This is a genomic window from Aquicoccus porphyridii (assembly GCF_008369105.1).
Lineage (GTDB): Bacteria > Pseudomonadota > Alphaproteobacteria > Rhodobacterales > Rhodobacteraceae > Aquicoccus > Aquicoccus porphyridii.
In genome coordinates this window covers 163,344-178,828 of the sequence record NZ_VINQ01000004.1, presented here as the reverse complement: position 1 = coordinate 178,828, position 15,485 = coordinate 163,344, and the positions used below count along the sequence as shown (strand labels likewise).

Annotated in this window: 14 protein-coding genes and 1 tRNA gene; 8 read left to right on the top strand and 7 right to left on the bottom strand. The window is 65.8% G+C overall.

The features are described from left to right. Positions 1-134: 134 nt before the first annotated feature. Genes FLO80_RS08005 through FLO80_RS07975 form a run of 7 tightly spaced genes read left to right on the top strand, consistent with a single transcriptional unit; the run spans position 135 to position 7,966 of the window. Entirely contained in the window at positions 135-1,277 is a 1,143-nt protein-coding gene (locus FLO80_RS08005; RefSeq protein WP_111365441.1) for an NAD(P)/FAD-dependent oxidoreductase, read from the top strand. Further along, positions 1,274-2,557, top strand: coding sequence for a TRAP transporter large permease (locus FLO80_RS08000; RefSeq protein WP_111365729.1), 1,284 nt, complete (start codon positions 1,274-1,276; stop codon positions 2,555-2,557). Before FLO80_RS08005 ends, FLO80_RS08000 begins: the two co-directional genes overlap by 4 nt. Positions 2,558-2,590: 33 nt before the next feature. Continuing rightward, a complete protein-coding gene (locus FLO80_RS07995) occupies positions 2,591-3,562 on the top strand; it encodes a TRAP transporter substrate-binding protein (protein ID WP_111365439.1) in 972 nt (323 codons plus the stop codon). 3 nt (positions 3,563-3,565) lie between these two features. Then, positions 3,566-4,090 carry a TRAP transporter small permease gene (locus FLO80_RS07990; RefSeq protein ID WP_111365437.1) on the top strand — a complete coding sequence of 175 codons (525 nt, stop codon included), beginning with the start codon at positions 3,566-3,568 and terminating at the stop codon, positions 4,088-4,090. Beyond that, positions 4,087-5,556 carry a M81 family metallopeptidase gene (locus FLO80_RS07985; RefSeq protein WP_111365435.1) on the top strand — a complete coding sequence of 490 codons (1,470 nt, stop codon included), beginning with the start codon at positions 4,087-4,089 and terminating at the stop codon, positions 5,554-5,556. Before FLO80_RS07990 ends, FLO80_RS07985 begins: the two co-directional genes overlap by 4 nt. Then, entirely contained in the window at positions 5,553-7,055 is a 1,503-nt protein-coding gene (locus tag FLO80_RS07980) for an amidohydrolase family protein (RefSeq protein ID WP_111365433.1), read from the top strand. The genes FLO80_RS07985 and FLO80_RS07980 overlap by 4 nt, the downstream gene beginning before the upstream one ends. Then, positions 7,052-7,966: a CobW family GTP-binding protein gene (locus FLO80_RS07975; protein ID WP_111365431.1), complete on the top strand. Its 915-nt coding sequence runs from the start codon at positions 7,052-7,054 to the stop codon at positions 7,964-7,966. Before FLO80_RS07980 ends, FLO80_RS07975 begins: the two co-directional genes overlap by 4 nt. 87 nt (positions 7,967-8,053) lie before the next feature. On the opposite strand, the gene FLO80_RS07970 is transcribed toward FLO80_RS07975, so the two are convergent. The 4 genes from FLO80_RS07970 to FLO80_RS07955 all read right to left on the bottom strand — a co-directional run bounded on the left by FLO80_RS07970 (position 8,054) and on the right by FLO80_RS07955 (position 11,739). Next, positions 8,054-8,128, bottom strand: a tRNA-Glu gene (locus tag FLO80_RS07970). 121 nt (positions 8,129-8,249) lie between these two features. Next, on the bottom strand, positions 8,250-9,998 hold the full coding sequence (recJ, locus tag FLO80_RS07965) for a single-stranded-DNA-specific exonuclease RecJ (RefSeq protein WP_111365429.1): 1,749 nt from the start codon (positions 9,996-9,998) through the stop codon (positions 8,250-8,252). A 95-nt stretch (positions 9,999-10,093) separates the two neighbouring features. Continuing rightward, a complete protein-coding gene (locus FLO80_RS07960; RefSeq protein ID WP_111365427.1) occupies positions 10,094-11,380 on the bottom strand; it encodes a homoserine dehydrogenase in 1,287 nt (428 codons plus the stop codon). Positions 11,381-11,484: 104 nt separating this feature from the next. Beyond that, a complete protein-coding gene (locus FLO80_RS07955) occupies positions 11,485-11,739 on the bottom strand; it encodes a hypothetical protein (RefSeq protein ID WP_111365727.1) in 255 nt (84 codons plus the stop codon). A 78-nt stretch (positions 11,740-11,817) separates the two neighbouring features. On the opposite strand from FLO80_RS07955, the gene FLO80_RS07950 reads away from it, so the two are divergent. Continuing rightward, complete coding sequence (locus tag FLO80_RS07950) at positions 11,818-12,405, top strand: TetR/AcrR family transcriptional regulator (RefSeq protein ID WP_111365425.1); 588 nt, start codon at positions 11,818-11,820, stop codon at positions 12,403-12,405. A gap of 7 nt (positions 12,406-12,412) precedes the next feature. On the opposite strand, the gene FLO80_RS07945 is transcribed toward FLO80_RS07950, so the two are convergent. The 3 genes from FLO80_RS07945 to FLO80_RS07935 form a co-directional block, all read right to left on the bottom strand. Beyond that, entirely contained in the window at positions 12,413-13,675 is a 1,263-nt protein-coding gene (locus FLO80_RS07945) for a SulP family inorganic anion transporter (RefSeq protein ID WP_111365423.1), read from the bottom strand. A 169-nt stretch (positions 13,676-13,844) separates the two neighbouring features. Next, a complete protein-coding gene (locus FLO80_RS07940) occupies positions 13,845-14,756 on the bottom strand; it encodes a pirin family protein (RefSeq protein ID WP_111365420.1) in 912 nt (303 codons plus the stop codon). Between the two features lie 167 nt (positions 14,757-14,923). Beyond that, complete coding sequence (locus FLO80_RS07935; protein ID WP_111365418.1) at positions 14,924-15,484, bottom strand: TadE/TadG family type IV pilus assembly protein; 561 nt, start codon at positions 15,482-15,484, stop codon at positions 14,924-14,926. Between the last annotated feature and the right edge of the window lies 1 nt (position 15,485).

The window sequence follows — 15,485 nt, the reverse complement described above, 5'->3', positions numbered from 1 at the left end:
TTCCGGTGCTGGAGGAGCTTATCAGGCCCCCAGGAAAATGGAAATATTTTCGTATATGATAAAAAATTATTGATTTATGAAATTTCTTCGATAGCGTTGCCCTGTCCGAAACGCTGCGGAAGGATTCATACCGGATGTCAGATCGCGCCATTTCAGCAGATGTCATCGTTATCGGCGCAGGTATGGCCGGCGCCTCGGTGGCCGCGGGCCTGGCGCGGACGATGAAGGTTGTGCTGGCCGAAATGGAGGCGCAACCGGGCTATCACACGACCGGACGATCCGCGGCCGTGTTCGCCCCGAGCTATGGGCCCGATGGCGTGCGCGCCCTGACGAGGGCGTCGCGTGCCTTCTTTGACGCGGCGCCAGAGGGATTCGCGGACGCGCCGCTGCTGACCCCGCGCGAGATCCTGATGATCGCGAGAGAGGACCAGCTCGAGGCGCTCGACGCACTGATCGACACGATATCCGCCGAAACCGCGGTGGAGCGGCTGGGCCCCGCGGCGCTCAAGGATCATCAGCCCTTGTTGAGAGAGGGCTACGCCACGGCCGGAATGCTGGACCGGGGCGGGCAGGATATCGACGTCGCGGCGCTTCACCAGGGCTTCTTGCGCCTCCTCAAGGCGCGCGGCGGTACATTGTTGACCAACGCGGCGGTGCAGGGATTGGCCCGCGGCGGCGACGGCTGGCAGGTGCAGACGAAAAGCGGCACGCTCGCAGCACCGCTGGTGGTCAATGCGGGCGGGGCGTGGGCCGGTGAGATCGGCCGCCTTGCCGGGGCGGAAGACATCGGGCTGGTGCCAAAGCGCCGAACCGCGATGGTCGTGGCCGAACCGGATGGTTTCACCCGGCGCGATGCGCCCATCACGGTCGATGTCCACGAGCAATTCTATCTCAAACCCGATGCCGGGCGTTTGCTGATTTCGCCAGCCGACGAGACGCCGACCGACCCGTGCGACGCGCAACCCGAAGAGATCGACGTGGCGATCTGTGCCGACCGGATCATGACGGCCTTCGATCTCGATATCCGGCGGATCGAAAACAAATGGGCGGGTCTGCGCAGCTTCGTCGCGGACAAGGAGCCGGTGATCGGCTTTTCCCGGGTGGTTCCCGATTTCTTCTGGATGGCGGGGCAGGGGGGCTATGGTATCCAGTCGGCCCCGGCGGCGGCGGACCTGGCGACCGCATTGGTACTTGGGCAACCTCTCCCGGCACATATCGTCGATCAGGGCCTCGATCCCCGATGCGTCGCGCCCGATCGCATTGGGTGCACGGCATGACCTGGTTCATTCCCGTCATCGCCGTCGCGCTGCTGGCCTCGGGGCTGGCGCTTGCCTATGTCATCGGCGGAGCGGCCGTCCTGACCTTTATCATGACCGACAACACGCGCTATCTCGCCGTGCTGCCGCAAAAGGTCTTTTCGCAGATCAGCATCTTCTCGCTTCTGGCGATGCCGCTTTTCATCCTGGCTGGCGAGTTGATGAACCGGGGCGGCGTGACGAAATCTCTGATCGACCTGTCGATGGCGCTGATCGGGCGCCTGCGCGGTGGGCTCGGGCATGTGAACATCATGACATCGGTGTTCTTTGCCGGTATCTCGGGATCTGCCGTCGCCGATGCGGCCGCCCTGTCGAACACGCTGGTTCCGGCGATGCGCGAACGCGGATACACGGCCGAATATGCCGGGGCGATTACGGCGGCCTCCTCGATCATCGGTCCGATCGTGCCGCCCTCGATCATCCTGATCTTCTACGGTGCCTTGATGCAGACCTCGGTCGCGGCGCTTTTCGTGGCCGGTATCATGCCCGGGTTGCTGCTGGCGGGCGCGCTGTTCCTCGTCAACGGCTGGTATGCCTGGCGCGAGGATCACCCGCGCGTCGAAAAGGGCGATGCACCGCCCTTGCTGCCCGCGATCCTTACCGCGTTGCCCGCGCTCTGCCTGCCGCTCATCATCGTTGGCGGGATCGTGCTGGGCTGGATGACGCCCACCGAAGCGGCTGCCGTCGCGGTCTTTGCCGCCGCCATCGCCGCGTTTTTCTACTCCCCCCTCACGCGCGAAGACGTCTGGCAAAGCTTCTCCCGGACGGCGGTCCTGACCGGGTCCATCTTCATGATCCTCTGCGCGGTTGCGGCGTTCGGCCACCTGGCCGCGCTGGAACGGATTCCCCAGGCGATTGCCGGGCTGGTCGAGGCGATGGGGCTTGGTCCGGTCGGGTTCCTGCTGATGATGAACCTGCTCTTCATCATTGCGGGCATGATCATGGACGTTCCCGTCGCCCTGGCCCTCCTGGTGCCGCTCTTGGCGCCGGTCGCGCTGGCCAACGGGGCGGACCCGGTGCACTTGGGGATCGTGATCTGTTTCAACCTCTGCATCGGCCTGGTATCGCCGCCGCTCGGGGGGTGTCTGCTGATCGTTTCGACGGTGACGGGCGTCAACTACTGGAAGCTGGCCAGGGCCGTCGCCCCCTTCATCATCGCGGAAATCATCGTTCTGGGGGTTCTGGTCTTCACCCCGGAGATCAGTCTCTGGCTGCCCCGGACGCTGGGACTTTGGAAGTGATGCGACAACCAATCAACAGGGAAGGAAACTGAAATGAAACTCACCCGAATTCTGACCGCTTCTGCCGTCGCCGTGACGCTTGCGCTTCCGGCGGCGGCCGAGGTGAAGATCGCCCTCGACAGCCCGCCGGACCTCGAAAAATCCGGCACCTACATGTGGGCGCATACCTTCGCCGAGCACCTCAAAGCCCACGGAATGGACGCTGTGGAATATGAACGCAACGCGCTGGGCGAAGAGGCCGAGCGGCTCGACCAGGTGAGCCAGGGCCTGCTTGAAGTGTCGATGTCGGATGCCAAATCCGCCGGGACACTGGACGGGACGATCTTCGGGGCCATGATGCCCTATTTCTTCGAGGATCTCGCACAGCTCGACCGCGCGCTCGACGAGGGCGGGATGCTGGCCCGGATCAACGAAGGCACCACGCCCAAGGGTGTGCGCGTTCTCGACGTGGTGATGACCGGCACGCCGACGGGCATCTTCACCACCGAGGTGCCGATCCGCACCTTCGACGACATCAAGGGCGTGCGGATGCGCGCGCTGGACGAAGTGCAGATCAACACCTTCGAGCAATGGGGATCGAAAGGCACCATCGTGTCCTGGTCCGAGGTGCCCAATGCGCTGCAAACTGGCGTTGCCGGGGGCTATATCAACCCCGCCTTCGTGCCGCTGACATACGGGCATACGGCCTTCATCAACTATTTCACCAATGCCCGGATGAGCCCGTCCGTCCGTGTCGCGATCGCGTCCGAGGACTGGTATCAGGGGCTTTCGGAGGAAGAGCGCGCTATCGTCCATGCGGCGGTTGAGAAAGCGCATCAGGCGAACCGCGATCTGGTGGCGGACGATTCCGCCGTGCTCAAGCAGCTTGAAGAAGCCGGGATCGAGGTGATCGAGCTGTCGCCGGAAGAGCGGGCCAAGTTCCGCGACGCCAGCCAGCCGATCTATGAAGCGACCGACATGCCCGAGGGCGCGTTGGACGCTTGGAACGCGGCCGTCGGACGCTGAACGATGCGGGCGATTTCCGACAGGATCAACCGGATTTCCTGGGGGCTCAACCGGGTGGCCCTGCTGGGCGCGGCGCTTGCCGTCGCGGTCATGCTGGCCGCTGCCGGTTGGCAGGTGATCGCCCGCTACCTCTTGAACCAGCCGCCGATCTGGACCGAGGAGCTTGCCCGGTTTTCCATGGTCTGGGGCGGGCTTCTGGGCGCGTCCTGCGCCTATCGCTTTCAGCGCGACCCGAACCTGTTCCCGAACGCCTTGCAGGCGCGCGGCCTTCGGGGGCTGGTCTTTACGATGGTGCGATCCTTTGGGGTCTTGTGCTTTGTCCTGCCGATCATGTGGTTCAGCTTTTTCGGGGCCGGCGCCAACCCGGCGCGCGGCTATCTCGCGCGGCTGGCCGGCCGGCAAACCGAGACGATGGACCTGCCGATGGTGGTCTTCGGCATCGCGATCCCGTTGGCCTTTGCGCTGATCCTTTTCCACGTCTTGGCGGATATCGTGACCGCGCTTGCAAATCTCGGGAATGACAAATGAAACTTTTCATGGCTTCGCTTGCAACGGAAACCAATTCCTTTTCGCCGATCCCGACGGGGTGGAGCGGGTTCAAGGAACATCTCTACACCAAGACCGCCTCGCGCGGCGAAGCGGGGCTCTTTGCCGCCGCCGTGACCCGCTGGCGCGCGATGGCCGAGGCGCGGGGCTGGGAGGTTGCCGAGGGGCTTTGCACCTATGCGCAACCGGCCGGGCCCACGGTGCGCGCGGTCTACGAGACGATGCGCGACGACATCCTCACCGATCTGCGCGCCGCGATGCCGGTGGACGTGGTTCTGATGTCGATGCACGGGGCGATGATCGCGCAGGGTTACGACGATTGCGAAGGCGACATGATGGCCCGTATCCGCGAGATCGTGGGGCCAAAGGTCAAGATCGGGCTGGAGCTTGACCCGCATTGCCACCTGACGGAGTTGATGCTCGAGAAGGCGACGGCGATCATCTGCTACAAGGAATATCCGCATATCGACGTGGTGGAGCGGGCCGAGGAGCTTTTTACCATATGCGCCGACGCGGCCGAGGGGCGGACCGACCCGGTGATGCGCGATTACGACTGCCGGATGATGGGGATGTATCACACGCCGTTCGAACCGGTGCGCAGCTATGTCGACCGCATGTCGGCGATGGAGGGACAGGGCGGCATCCTGTCGGTCTCGCTGGCGCATGGGTTTCCGTGGGGCGACAACCCGCGTTGCGGCGCCCGCACGCTGGTGATCACCGATGGTGACGCCACGCTGGCAGAACGGCGCGCCGAGGAACTGGGCAAAGAACTATGGGAGATGCGCAACGATCTGCGACGCTTCCCCGGCATGGATGACGGTCTGGACCGGGCGGTTGCGATGAACGCGGCGGCACCGATCGTGCTGGCCGATTTCGCCGATAACGCGGGCGGCGGTGCGCCGTCGGATTCAACCTATGTGTTGCGCGCTGCGCTCGATCGCGGGCTGAAGGATATCGCCTTCGGAACCTTCTGGGACCCGGTGCTTGTGGGCATGTGCATGGATGCGGGCGTGGGCGCGGAAATGGCCGTGCGCGTGGGCGGCAAGATCGGCCCGATGTCGGGCGATCCCGTGGACCTGCTGGTAACGGTGCGGGGCATCGCCCGCGACGCGGCGCAGCATCTGGGACGGGCCGAGATGAAGATGGGCGATTGCGTATGGCTGGAGGCCGACGGCGTTCACATCGTGCTCAACACCCGGCGGACCCAGACATTCCACCCCGAGGCGTTCGAGAACCTCGGGATCGACCTGTCGCAGATGAAATACGTGGTCGTGAAATCCTCGCAGCATTTCTATGACGGGTTCGCCCCCATCGCGGCAGAGGTCATCCACCTCGCCACGCCGGGGGCCATCACCCCGGATTATGCCAACATTCCCTATACCAAGCGGGATGCCAATTACTGGCCCAGGACGGAAAACCCGTTTGCCAGCGAAAGGGCCGACCAATGAGCGAAGTATATGACATCATCCTGCGAAACGGGCGCGTGATGGACCCGGAAACCGGTTTTGACGCGGTGTGTGATCTGGCCGTCTCGGGGGGCACCATCGCCCGGATCGGAACAATCGACGGCACGGCCGCGCGCGAGATCGACGCCACCGGGCTGATCGTGGCGCCGGGGTTCCTCGACCTGCACGCGCATGGCCAATCGGTCGCCGCCGACCGGATGCAGGCCTTTGACGGGGTCACCACGACGCTGGAGCTGGAGGTCGGCGCCATGCCGGTCGCGGGGTGGTATGACAGGCAGGCCAAGGTTCCGCGCGCGCTGCATTACGGGACGGCCGCGGCATGGATTTTCGGCCGCAAGGCCGCCTTTGGCGCGATCGAACTTGACGCGGATGTGCACCCGATCGACCAGATGGGCGCCGGATCGGATGACATGCGCTGGTCCACCGAGGCCGCCGATGCCGCGCAAACCGCCGAGATCGTCGCCCATGTGCGGCAGGGGCTCGACGAGGGTGCAATCGGCATCGGGTTGCCCAACGGCTATGCCCCCGGCGCGGGGGTCAAGGAGATGGCCGATATCTGCGATCTGGCCTTCGAATACGGCACGCCGACCTTCACCCATATCGCCTATCTCAGCAATATCGACCCGCAAAGCTCGGTCGACAGTTATGTCCGCCTGATCGGGCTGGCCGGCGCGACCGGGGCGCATATGCATATCTGCCACCTCAATTCGACCTCGCTGATGGATATCGAGCGCGTGGTGGAACTGGTGGCGAAGGCGCAGGAACAGGGCCTGCCGGTCACGACCGAGGCCTATCCCTATGGCACCGGCGCAACCGTGGTCAGCGCGGGGTTCTTCATGGACCCCGATTTCACCAAGCGTACCGGCAGCGATTATTCCAACATCGAACTGATCCACAATCACCACCGATTTACTGGCCGCGAAGACATGCGCGCCGCGCGCGAGGCGTCGCCGACCGACCTGGTGATGTGGCATTACCTCGATGTCGACGCGAATGACGAGCACCGCCGCCTGCTGGACCTTTCGGTGACCTATCCCGGTGGCTCCATCGCGTCGGATGCGATGCCGTGGATCAACGAGGACGGCAGCATCTATGAAGGGCTCGAATGGCCGCTGCCCGACACGCTTTCGGCGCACCCGCGCTCTTCGGGAACGTTCACGCGGTTCCTGCGCGAACATGTGCGCGAACGCAGCACGATGCCGCTGATGGACGCATTGGCGAAATGCACGATCCTGCCCGGCAAGGTGATCGAGGGTTGTGCGCCGCAAATTGCGAAAAAGGTTCGCCTGCAAGAAGGCTGTGATGCGGATATCGTGATCTTCGACCTGGAGACCCTGACCGACAAGGCCGATTTCACCGCGATGAACCGGCCGTCGGAAGGGGTCCGGCATCTGCTGGTGGGCGGCGAATTCGTCATCTCGGACGGGACCCTGAACACGGATGCGGCACCGGGCCGCCCGATCCGGCGCACGACACGGTGAGCGTTCCGGTCCTTCTCGTCACGGGGTTTCTGGGCGCGGGAAAGACCACGTTCATAAACCGTGTGCTAGAGGGGGATCACGGGCTTCGGATCGCGGCCATCGTCAACGATTTCGGCTCGATCAATATCGACGCGGCCTTGCTCGACCGGTCCGCCGAAGGGGTTATCGGGCTCAAGAACGGCTGCATCTGTTGTTCGTTGCAGGGCGATCTGATGCGAACGCTGAAGCTGGTCTTGGCCCGCGCACCAAAACCCGAGCTGATCGTGATCGAAGCGAGCGGCGTCGCCGACCCGGCCGGCATCGTCCAGTCCCTGATGGACCCGGTCATCTGGGCGCAGGCACGTCTCGAGACCGTTATCGGCATCGTGGATGCGCCCGACGCGCCCCGGCGCAAGGACGATCCGCTGTGGCAGGCCCAACTGCGGGGATCGGACATCCTGTTCCTGTCCAAGACCACGGACTCCACACCGGAGGAAGTGACCGCGCTTCGGGCCGCGCTCAGCGTTCAGGGCAAGAAGCACATCTTCGACATGGAGACGCCGATCCCGCTGCCCGCCCTGTTCATCGAGGAAGGCCACAAGCGGGGCCGGGTGATGGCAAGCCCGCACAGCGACAGCCGGTTCATCCATGTCGAATGGGAACATGATGGCCCGCTGGACATGCACGCCTTTCAGGAAACGATGTCACGCCTCGCCGGCGTTCTCTTGCGCGGCAAGGGTTTCGTCAGCTTCACGGGCAGGGCAGACCGGATGCTTTTCCAGCTTGTCGGCAATCGTGCCGCGCTGTCGCCTGAACCCTCGAACGGGGAAAAGGGCTGCAAACTCGTGCTGATCGGTGAACGCGGTGAATTCGACCCCGACGCGGCGCTGCGTGCGCTGAACGGGCTCCGGGCACGGGACACGAAGGCTTAAACATCGCGCACCGCGCACCTGCCGGGTCATCGCATGCGGCCGTCGCGGGCAGAGTTGCAAAGAAATCAACGGCTTGGCGGGGGCAGGTGGTAGCCCGTAGGGGAATCGAACCCCTCTTTCCAGGTTGAAAACCTGGCGTCCTAACCGATAGACGAACGGGCCATGCCTTGGCGTGTGGCGTTGTCTAGAAAAACCCGCGCGTCCGTGCAAGCGGAAAGTTGGCTCATGCGGGCAAAAAATACGCTATGCGCTCTGCGGGCGCGGCATGGCGCGACGGCGCGGTTCACGCCCCGGCCGGTGCGGCATCTTCAAGGCGGAGCTGCACGCTGGTCCGTCCGCGCCAGTGGTTGAGTTCCAGCCGCCCGGCGAGGTGAAACCGCGCGCCGCCATGATTGTCGAGCGCCGGTCCGAGCGGCCCGTCGAAGGCGCCAAAGGCGATGGCGTCGAGCCGCGCACCCATGCCGTCGCCGAAGCCCAGCTTGAGATGGCTTTCGCCGACCCGCCGCGCGAACATGATCTGCATGTCGGGAAAGGCAAAACGCGGCGCGGGCGCCCCGGCGCCAAAGGGTCCGGCGGCCTCGACCTGTTCGACCAGCTCGACACTGGCGGCGCCCGGCATCAGCACCCCGTCGAGGTGCAGCGCCCGTGGCCCCAGCCGGTCGGCCCCCTGTTTCGCCAGAAGCTCAGAAAGCCGCGCCATTGCCGCATCAAGCCGGTCGCGTGCCACGCTCAGGCCGGCGGCCATCTTGTGCCCGCCGCCCTTGATCAACAGCCCTTCGGCGGCCAGTCGCTGAACCGCCGCGCCAAGGTCGATCCCCGAGACCGACCGCCCCGATCCCTTGCCCTCGTCGCCTTCGAGCCCGATCACCACCGCCGGGCGGCCTGTCGCTTCCTTGAGGCGGCTGGCCACGATGCCCACGACGCCGGGATGCCAGCCTTCGCCCGCAGCCCAGACCAGCGGCGCGTCGAACCCCCGCGCTTCGGCCTGTTCCAGCGCCGCGGCGCGCACCGCCTCCTCGATCTCGCGCCGCTCGGTGTTGAGCTGGTCGAGCCGTTCGGCCATGGCCCGCGCCTCGCCCGCATCGCGGCAGGCCAGCAGCCGCGCGCCGAGATCGGCCTTGCCGATCCGCCCGCCCGCGTTGACCCGTGGCCCAAGCAGAAAGCCGAGGTGATAGGGCGCGGGCGCGGTGTCCATCCGCGCCACGTCGGCCAGCGCGACAAGGCCGGGCCGCCCGCGCCGCCCCATGATCTTGAGCCCCTGCATCACGAAGGCGCGGTTGACCCCGACCAAAGGCGCCACATCCGCCACCGTGGCCAGCGCAACGAGGTCGAGCATGGCCATAAGGTCCGGCCCCTGCTGCCCCTTGCCCTCGCGCCATTGGCGACCCGCCTCGACCAGCATCAGGAACACCACCGCGGCGGCACAGAGATGCGCGAGATCGCCGGTCTCGTCCTGCCGGTTGGGATTGACCACCGCCATCGCGGGCGGCAGCGTCTCACCGCCGAGGTGATGATCGAGCACCATCACCTCCGCGCCCACCGCCGCCGCGATCGCATCATGGCTGAGGGTGCCGCAATCGACGCAGATGATGAGGTCATGCGCCTTGGCCAGCGCCGCCATGGCTGGCTCATTGGGGCCATAGCCCTCGTCGATCCGGTCGGGCACATAGAGCGTGGGGGTGAGCCCCGCCTGGGCCAGCCAGTCGATCAGAAGCGCGGCGGAGGCTCCGCCATCGACGTCGTAATCGGCAAAGACCGCGATCCGCTCGCGCGCCTCGACCGCGGCCAGGAACCGCGCGGCGGCTTTTTCCATGTCGCGCAGCCCGCGCGGGTCGGGCAGCAGATTGCGCAGTTGCGGTGCGAGAAACCCCTCGGCCCCGGCGGCGTCCACCCCGCGCCGGGCCAGAACCTGCGCCACCGCGCGGGGCAGCCCCGCCTCCTGGACAAGCGCCTCGGCGGCGCGGTCGATCTCGACGCCCGGGCCCAGCCATTCCCGCCCCGTCAACGATGTTTCGACCCCCAGGAAACTCACCGTGTCTGCCCCTTCATCTTGCCCCCAATACTCCGGGGAGTGTGAGGGGCTGGCCCCTCACATCCGTCCTTTCGATTGGCCCTCCCGGTCGCAAATCAGGCCGTTTCGATCCGAAGCGCCACCGGCGCCCCCACCAGCACGTCAAGCCGCCCCATCGCGACCAGCGCCTCGTCGAGCGCGCGGCGCTGGGTCTTGTGGGTGACGATCAGAACCGGGGCCGAGGCATCCTCGTGCCCGTATTGGCGCATCCGGTCGATCGACACGCCCGCCTCGCCCAGAACGGTGGCGATCTTGGCCAGCGCGCCGGGTTTGTCCTGAAGCGTCATGCGCAGGTAATAGGGCGCGGGGGTGGCGCCTTTCGCGGCTTTCGCAGGCTCCAGTTCGACCGCCGGGCGGCCGAAGGTGGCGGGCCTTATGCCGCGGGCAATGTCCATCACGTCGCCCAGAACGGCGCTCGCGGTCGGGCCTTCACCCGCGCCCGCGCCGCGCAGCACGATCTGGCCCACGTGATCGCCCTCGATCACCACCATGTTGGTGCCGCCCTCGAGCTGGCCCAGCGGGCTGTCGGCGGGGACAAGACAGGGGCTCATCCGCTGTTCGAGGCCGCGTGCGCCCATCTGCGCCACGCCAAGAAGCTTGATGCGAAAGCCCATGTCGGCGGCGGCGCGGATGTCCTCGATGGTGATCTGTCCGATGCCTTCCAGCTCCACACCTTCGAAATTGACCTGCGCGCCAAAGGCGATGGCCGACAGCAGCGAAAGCTTGTGGCCCGCGTCGATCCCGCCCACGTCAAGCTCGGGGTCGGCTTCGAGATAGCCCAGCACGCTCGCCTCTTCGAACACGGTCTCATAGGACAGGCCCGCGCTTTGCATCCGGGTCAGGATATAGTTGCAGGTGCCGTTCATCACGCCCATGACGCGGACAATCTCGTTGCCCGCAAGGCCCTCGGTCAGCGCCTTGATGACCGGGATGCCCCCCGCCACCGCCGCTTCGAAGCGGATCACCCGGCCGGCCGCCTCGGCCGCCTCGGCCAGTGCCTGCCCGTGATGCGCAAGCATCGCCTTGTTGGCCGTCACGACATCCTTTCCGGCAGCGATCGCCGCCTCGGTCGCGGCCTTGGCGGGGCCGTCGCTGCCGCCCATCAGTTCGACGAAGACGTCGACGTCGTCGCGGGCGGCGAGTTTGACGGGGTCGTCCTCCCACGCGTAATCGCCGATGCGCACGCCGCGATCCTTGTCGCGGGTGCGCGCCGAAACGGCGGTGATCACCACCGGGCGCCCCGCGCGGGCGGCCAGAAGGTTGGCCTTCTGGCGGACGATCTTGACGACACCGGTGCCGACGGTGCCCAATCCGGCAATACCAAGGCGCAGGGGTTCACTCATCGGGGCCTCCGGGAACAGCAACAGGTAAAAAGGTCATGCGCCGTGTAGCCCGGGGCGCAATCATGCGCAACATGCCAGATGGTTGGCCCCCGGGCCGCGCGGGCTCAGTCCACATCCCGCGCCCGCAGCCGCGCCGCCCTAGCCCTGAGCGCGGCCACCCGCGCGGCGATCCGCGCTTCGGTGTCATCCTCGATCTGAACCTCGCGCGCGCCCTCGATCAGCGGCTCGACCGGCACCAGTCGCGGATAGGCCGCCCGCTCCAGCGCTTCGGGCACACTGTCGTCAAGCTCGGGAAACTCGGCGCATCCCGGCAACAGGGCAAGGCCCGCAAGGGCGACGATGAAGGCGATGGGTTTCATGCTCCCTTCCTGCCGCAGCTCGGGGGGCGGCGCAAGCGCGGGGTTTGATTTGAACACTTGTTCAGTTAAACTTGCCCCATGGCACGCACGCAAGGTTCACATTCCGACATCACAGGCCCGCGCATTCGCGCGGCGGCGCTGGGGCTTTTCGCCCGGCACGGCTTTGCCGCCGTTTCGATGCGCCAGATCGCCGGCGCGGTGGGGGTGCAGGCGGGCGCGCTCTATAATTACACGCCCGACAAGCAGACCCTGCTTTACGAGTTGATGCGCGGCCACCTGAACGATCTTCTGGCCGCGCGCGCGGCCGAGATGCCCGGCGCGGACCCGATGGCGCGGCTGGAAAATTTCACCCGTTTTCATATCCGCTTCCACATCGAGCGCCCCGACGAGGTGTTCATTGCCTATATGGAGCTGCGCAACCTCGAACCTGCGAATTTCACCGAGATCGAGAGGCTGCGCCGGGCCTACGAGGACGAGTTGGAGACGATCCTGCGCGACGGCGTGAAATCCGGCGTGTTCGCCGTGTCCGATCCACGGATCGTGACCTATGCGGTGATCGCGATGCTGAACGGGGTGAACACCTGGTATCGGGCGGGGGGGCGGTTGTCGCTCGAAGAGGTCGAGGCGCTTTATTGGGACATGGTGCGCAAGTCGGTATCGGCGTGACCGGCGATCACCTGTCGCGCGGGGTCCATTCGCCGCCCTTCGCCCCACGCCGCCCAAGGCGCAGCGCAAGGCCCAGCGCCACGCCGGTGCCCACCGCCACCGTGAGATCGACCAGCACCGTCAGCACCAGCGTCAAGACCAGCAGCACCACATCCGAGCCGCGCCCGCGCATGTAGGTGCCCCAGCGTTCCGGCTCGCTCATGTTCCACGCGGTCAGGATCAGCAGGCCGGCCAGCGCGGGCATGGCGATTCTCCCTGCCAGCGGCGCCGCCACCCACATGATGAGCAGAAGCGTGAGCGCATGCACGATCCCCGCCACCGGCGTCTTGCCGCCCGCTCGCACATTGGTCGCGGTGCGCGCGATGGCGCCGGTCGCGGGCAACCCGCCAAAGGCCGCCGAGGCGAGGTTGGCGACGCCCTGCGCCCTGAGTTCCGCGTTGGGCCGGTGCGCGCCGCCGATCATCCGGTCGGCGACGATGGCCGACAAGAGCGATTCCACCCCCGCGAGGAACGCGATGACCAGTGCCGAGGGCAGAAGCGCGATGACCCGCTCATAGGTGATTTCGGGCAGGGCGGGCAGGGGCAGGTTGCGTGGCAGCGCGCCGAACCGGCCTTCGATCGTGTCCACCGGCAGGTTGAATAACGCCACCAGCGCCGAACTGACCGCGACCGCCACGATCAACCCCGGAAAGCGCGGAAAGGTCCGGCGCAACGCCACGATCAACCCCATGGTCAAAAGGCCGATGCCAAGGCTCGCGCCGCTGAGGCTCTCGCGCGCGGCCCAGAGCGCGGCGAGTTTCTCGATGAACTCGGCCGGGACATGGGCAACCGACAGTCCCATCAGATCCTTGAGCTGTGCCGCCGCGATAATGATCCCGATGCCGATGGTAAAACCGTTGATCACCGGTTCCGGCACCAGCGCGATGAGCCGCCCGGCCCGCAACTGCCCGCCGATGACGAGAATGATCCCGGCCATGAAAGTGGCGAGGATCAGGCCGTCCATCCCGTGCTCTGCGATCACGCCGTAAACCACGACGATGAAGGCCCCGGTCGGCCCGCCGATCTGCACCCGGCTGCCGCCCAGTGCGGAGATCAGGAACCCCGCGACGATGGCGGTGACGAAGCCGGTTTCCGGCCCGGCGCCCGAGGCGATGGCGATGGCCAGGCTGAGCGGCAGCGCGACCAACGCCACGGTGACCCCGGCGATGAGGTCGGCCGTGAATTCGGGCCTGGTGTAAACGGGCAGCGTGCTCAGGATCTTGGGTTTCATGGGCGCGATTTAGCGCCCGCGCCGGTCGCTGTGCAACCGTGAACATTTTAGAACATCTGGCCCGTTAGGGTGCGCATCCGCGCCAAGTGCAAGCGGGCTTCAGTGTCGCGCCTGCCCGATCGAAAATCGTCGGGCAGGCGCGGGTGTTTCCAATCAGACGCGACGCGGGCTAATGCGCGGGCCTGATGAAGGTGCCGTTCTGCAACTCGCGAAACGCCTTTTGCAGCTCTTCGCGGGTGTTCATCACGATCGGCCCGTGCCAGGCCACCGGCTCCTGGATCGGTGCGCCGGAAATCAGCAGGAAGCGCACACCCTCTTCGCCCGCCTGCACCGTCACCTCGTCGCCGGTTCCGAACCGGATCAGCGTGCGGTTGCCCGACATGTCGCGGATATTGACCTCTTCGCCCATCACCTCTTTTTCCAGCAACACGCCCGAGGGCGCGCTGGCATCGGCAAAGGCGCCCGAACCGGCAAAGACATAGGCGAAAGCACGGCGATAGGTGTCGACCTTGAAGGTCTTCTTCACCCCCGGGGGCATCGAGATGTCGAGGTATTGCGGATCGGCGGCGATCCCGTCCACCGGCCCGCGCTTGCCCCAGAATTCGCCGACCACGATGCGCACCTTGGTGCCGTCATCGTCGATCACCTCGGGAATGTCCTTGCCCTGCACGTCCTGGTAACGCGGCGCCGTCATCTTGAGGCTGGACGGCAGGTTCCCCCACAGCTGGAAGCCGTGCATCTGGCCTTGCGCGTTCCCCTTTGGCATCTCCTGGTGCAGGATCCCCGACCCGGCGGTCATCCACTGGACGGAGCCGGCCCCGAGCGTGCCGGTGTTGCCGAGGCTGTCGCCATGCTCGACCTCGCCGGCCAGCACATAGGTGATCGTCTCGATCCCGCGATGCGGATGCCATGGAAAGCCGCGCAGGAAATCCTCGGGGCGTTCGTTGCGGAAATCGTCGAAGAGCAGGAACGGGTCCAGTTCGGACGGGTCCTGAAACCCGAAGGCACGGTGCAGATGCACGCCTGCGCCTTCCGTCGTGGGCATGGCCTTGCGAGTCTCGATTGTCGGTCTGATGGACATTGTCCCCTCCATCCTGTTCGTGTGAGATCCAGAGATAGGGCCGGGGGGGTCGTGCGTCCAGCGCCACCCGCGCGCGCGGTCTGTGCGCTGATGCACGGGCGGGCCCTCGATCGCGCCATCACCGCCGGGCGCCTCGGGCCACCCATGCGACCCGGTTCAGGCCAGGATCAACTGCAATCCGTGCAGAACTTCAACTGCGGACTGAAACGCAGCCGGGTAAAGATAAAGGATCTGATCTCGACCGGGTCCATGCCGATCTTGAAAAGCGGCGTGTAGGTGCTCCAGGTCTCGACAAGAACGACCCGTTCCTGGTTGGGCACCTGTGGCAGCTTCGACTCCCAGCCGAGGATATCGTCATGGCTCAGACTGGTGAGGCCGCTGCCGCGCTCTTGCGACCAATCCACCCGGAAACTCTCGTGGTAGTCCGACCACCGCACCACGGAAAGACGGATCTTGGTGGCGTCGTTGGTCTGGGCGAGGTGATCGAACAGGTCCTTGGTGTTGTCGACATATGTCGGGGTGATATCGGAGGTTTCGCGCGACAGCATGTCGGCGATGGTGTTGGCCGCCTTGGTGTTGATCGAGGCCTGGCGATATCCCTCGAAATAGACGAAGGTTCCCAGCAGGCCCCACAGCACCATGGGAAGGATGATGGCGGCCTCGACGGCGACGGTGCCGCGCGTTTCGTCGCGAAAGGCCTTCAGCCATGTGATGATCCGTCCGAGCATA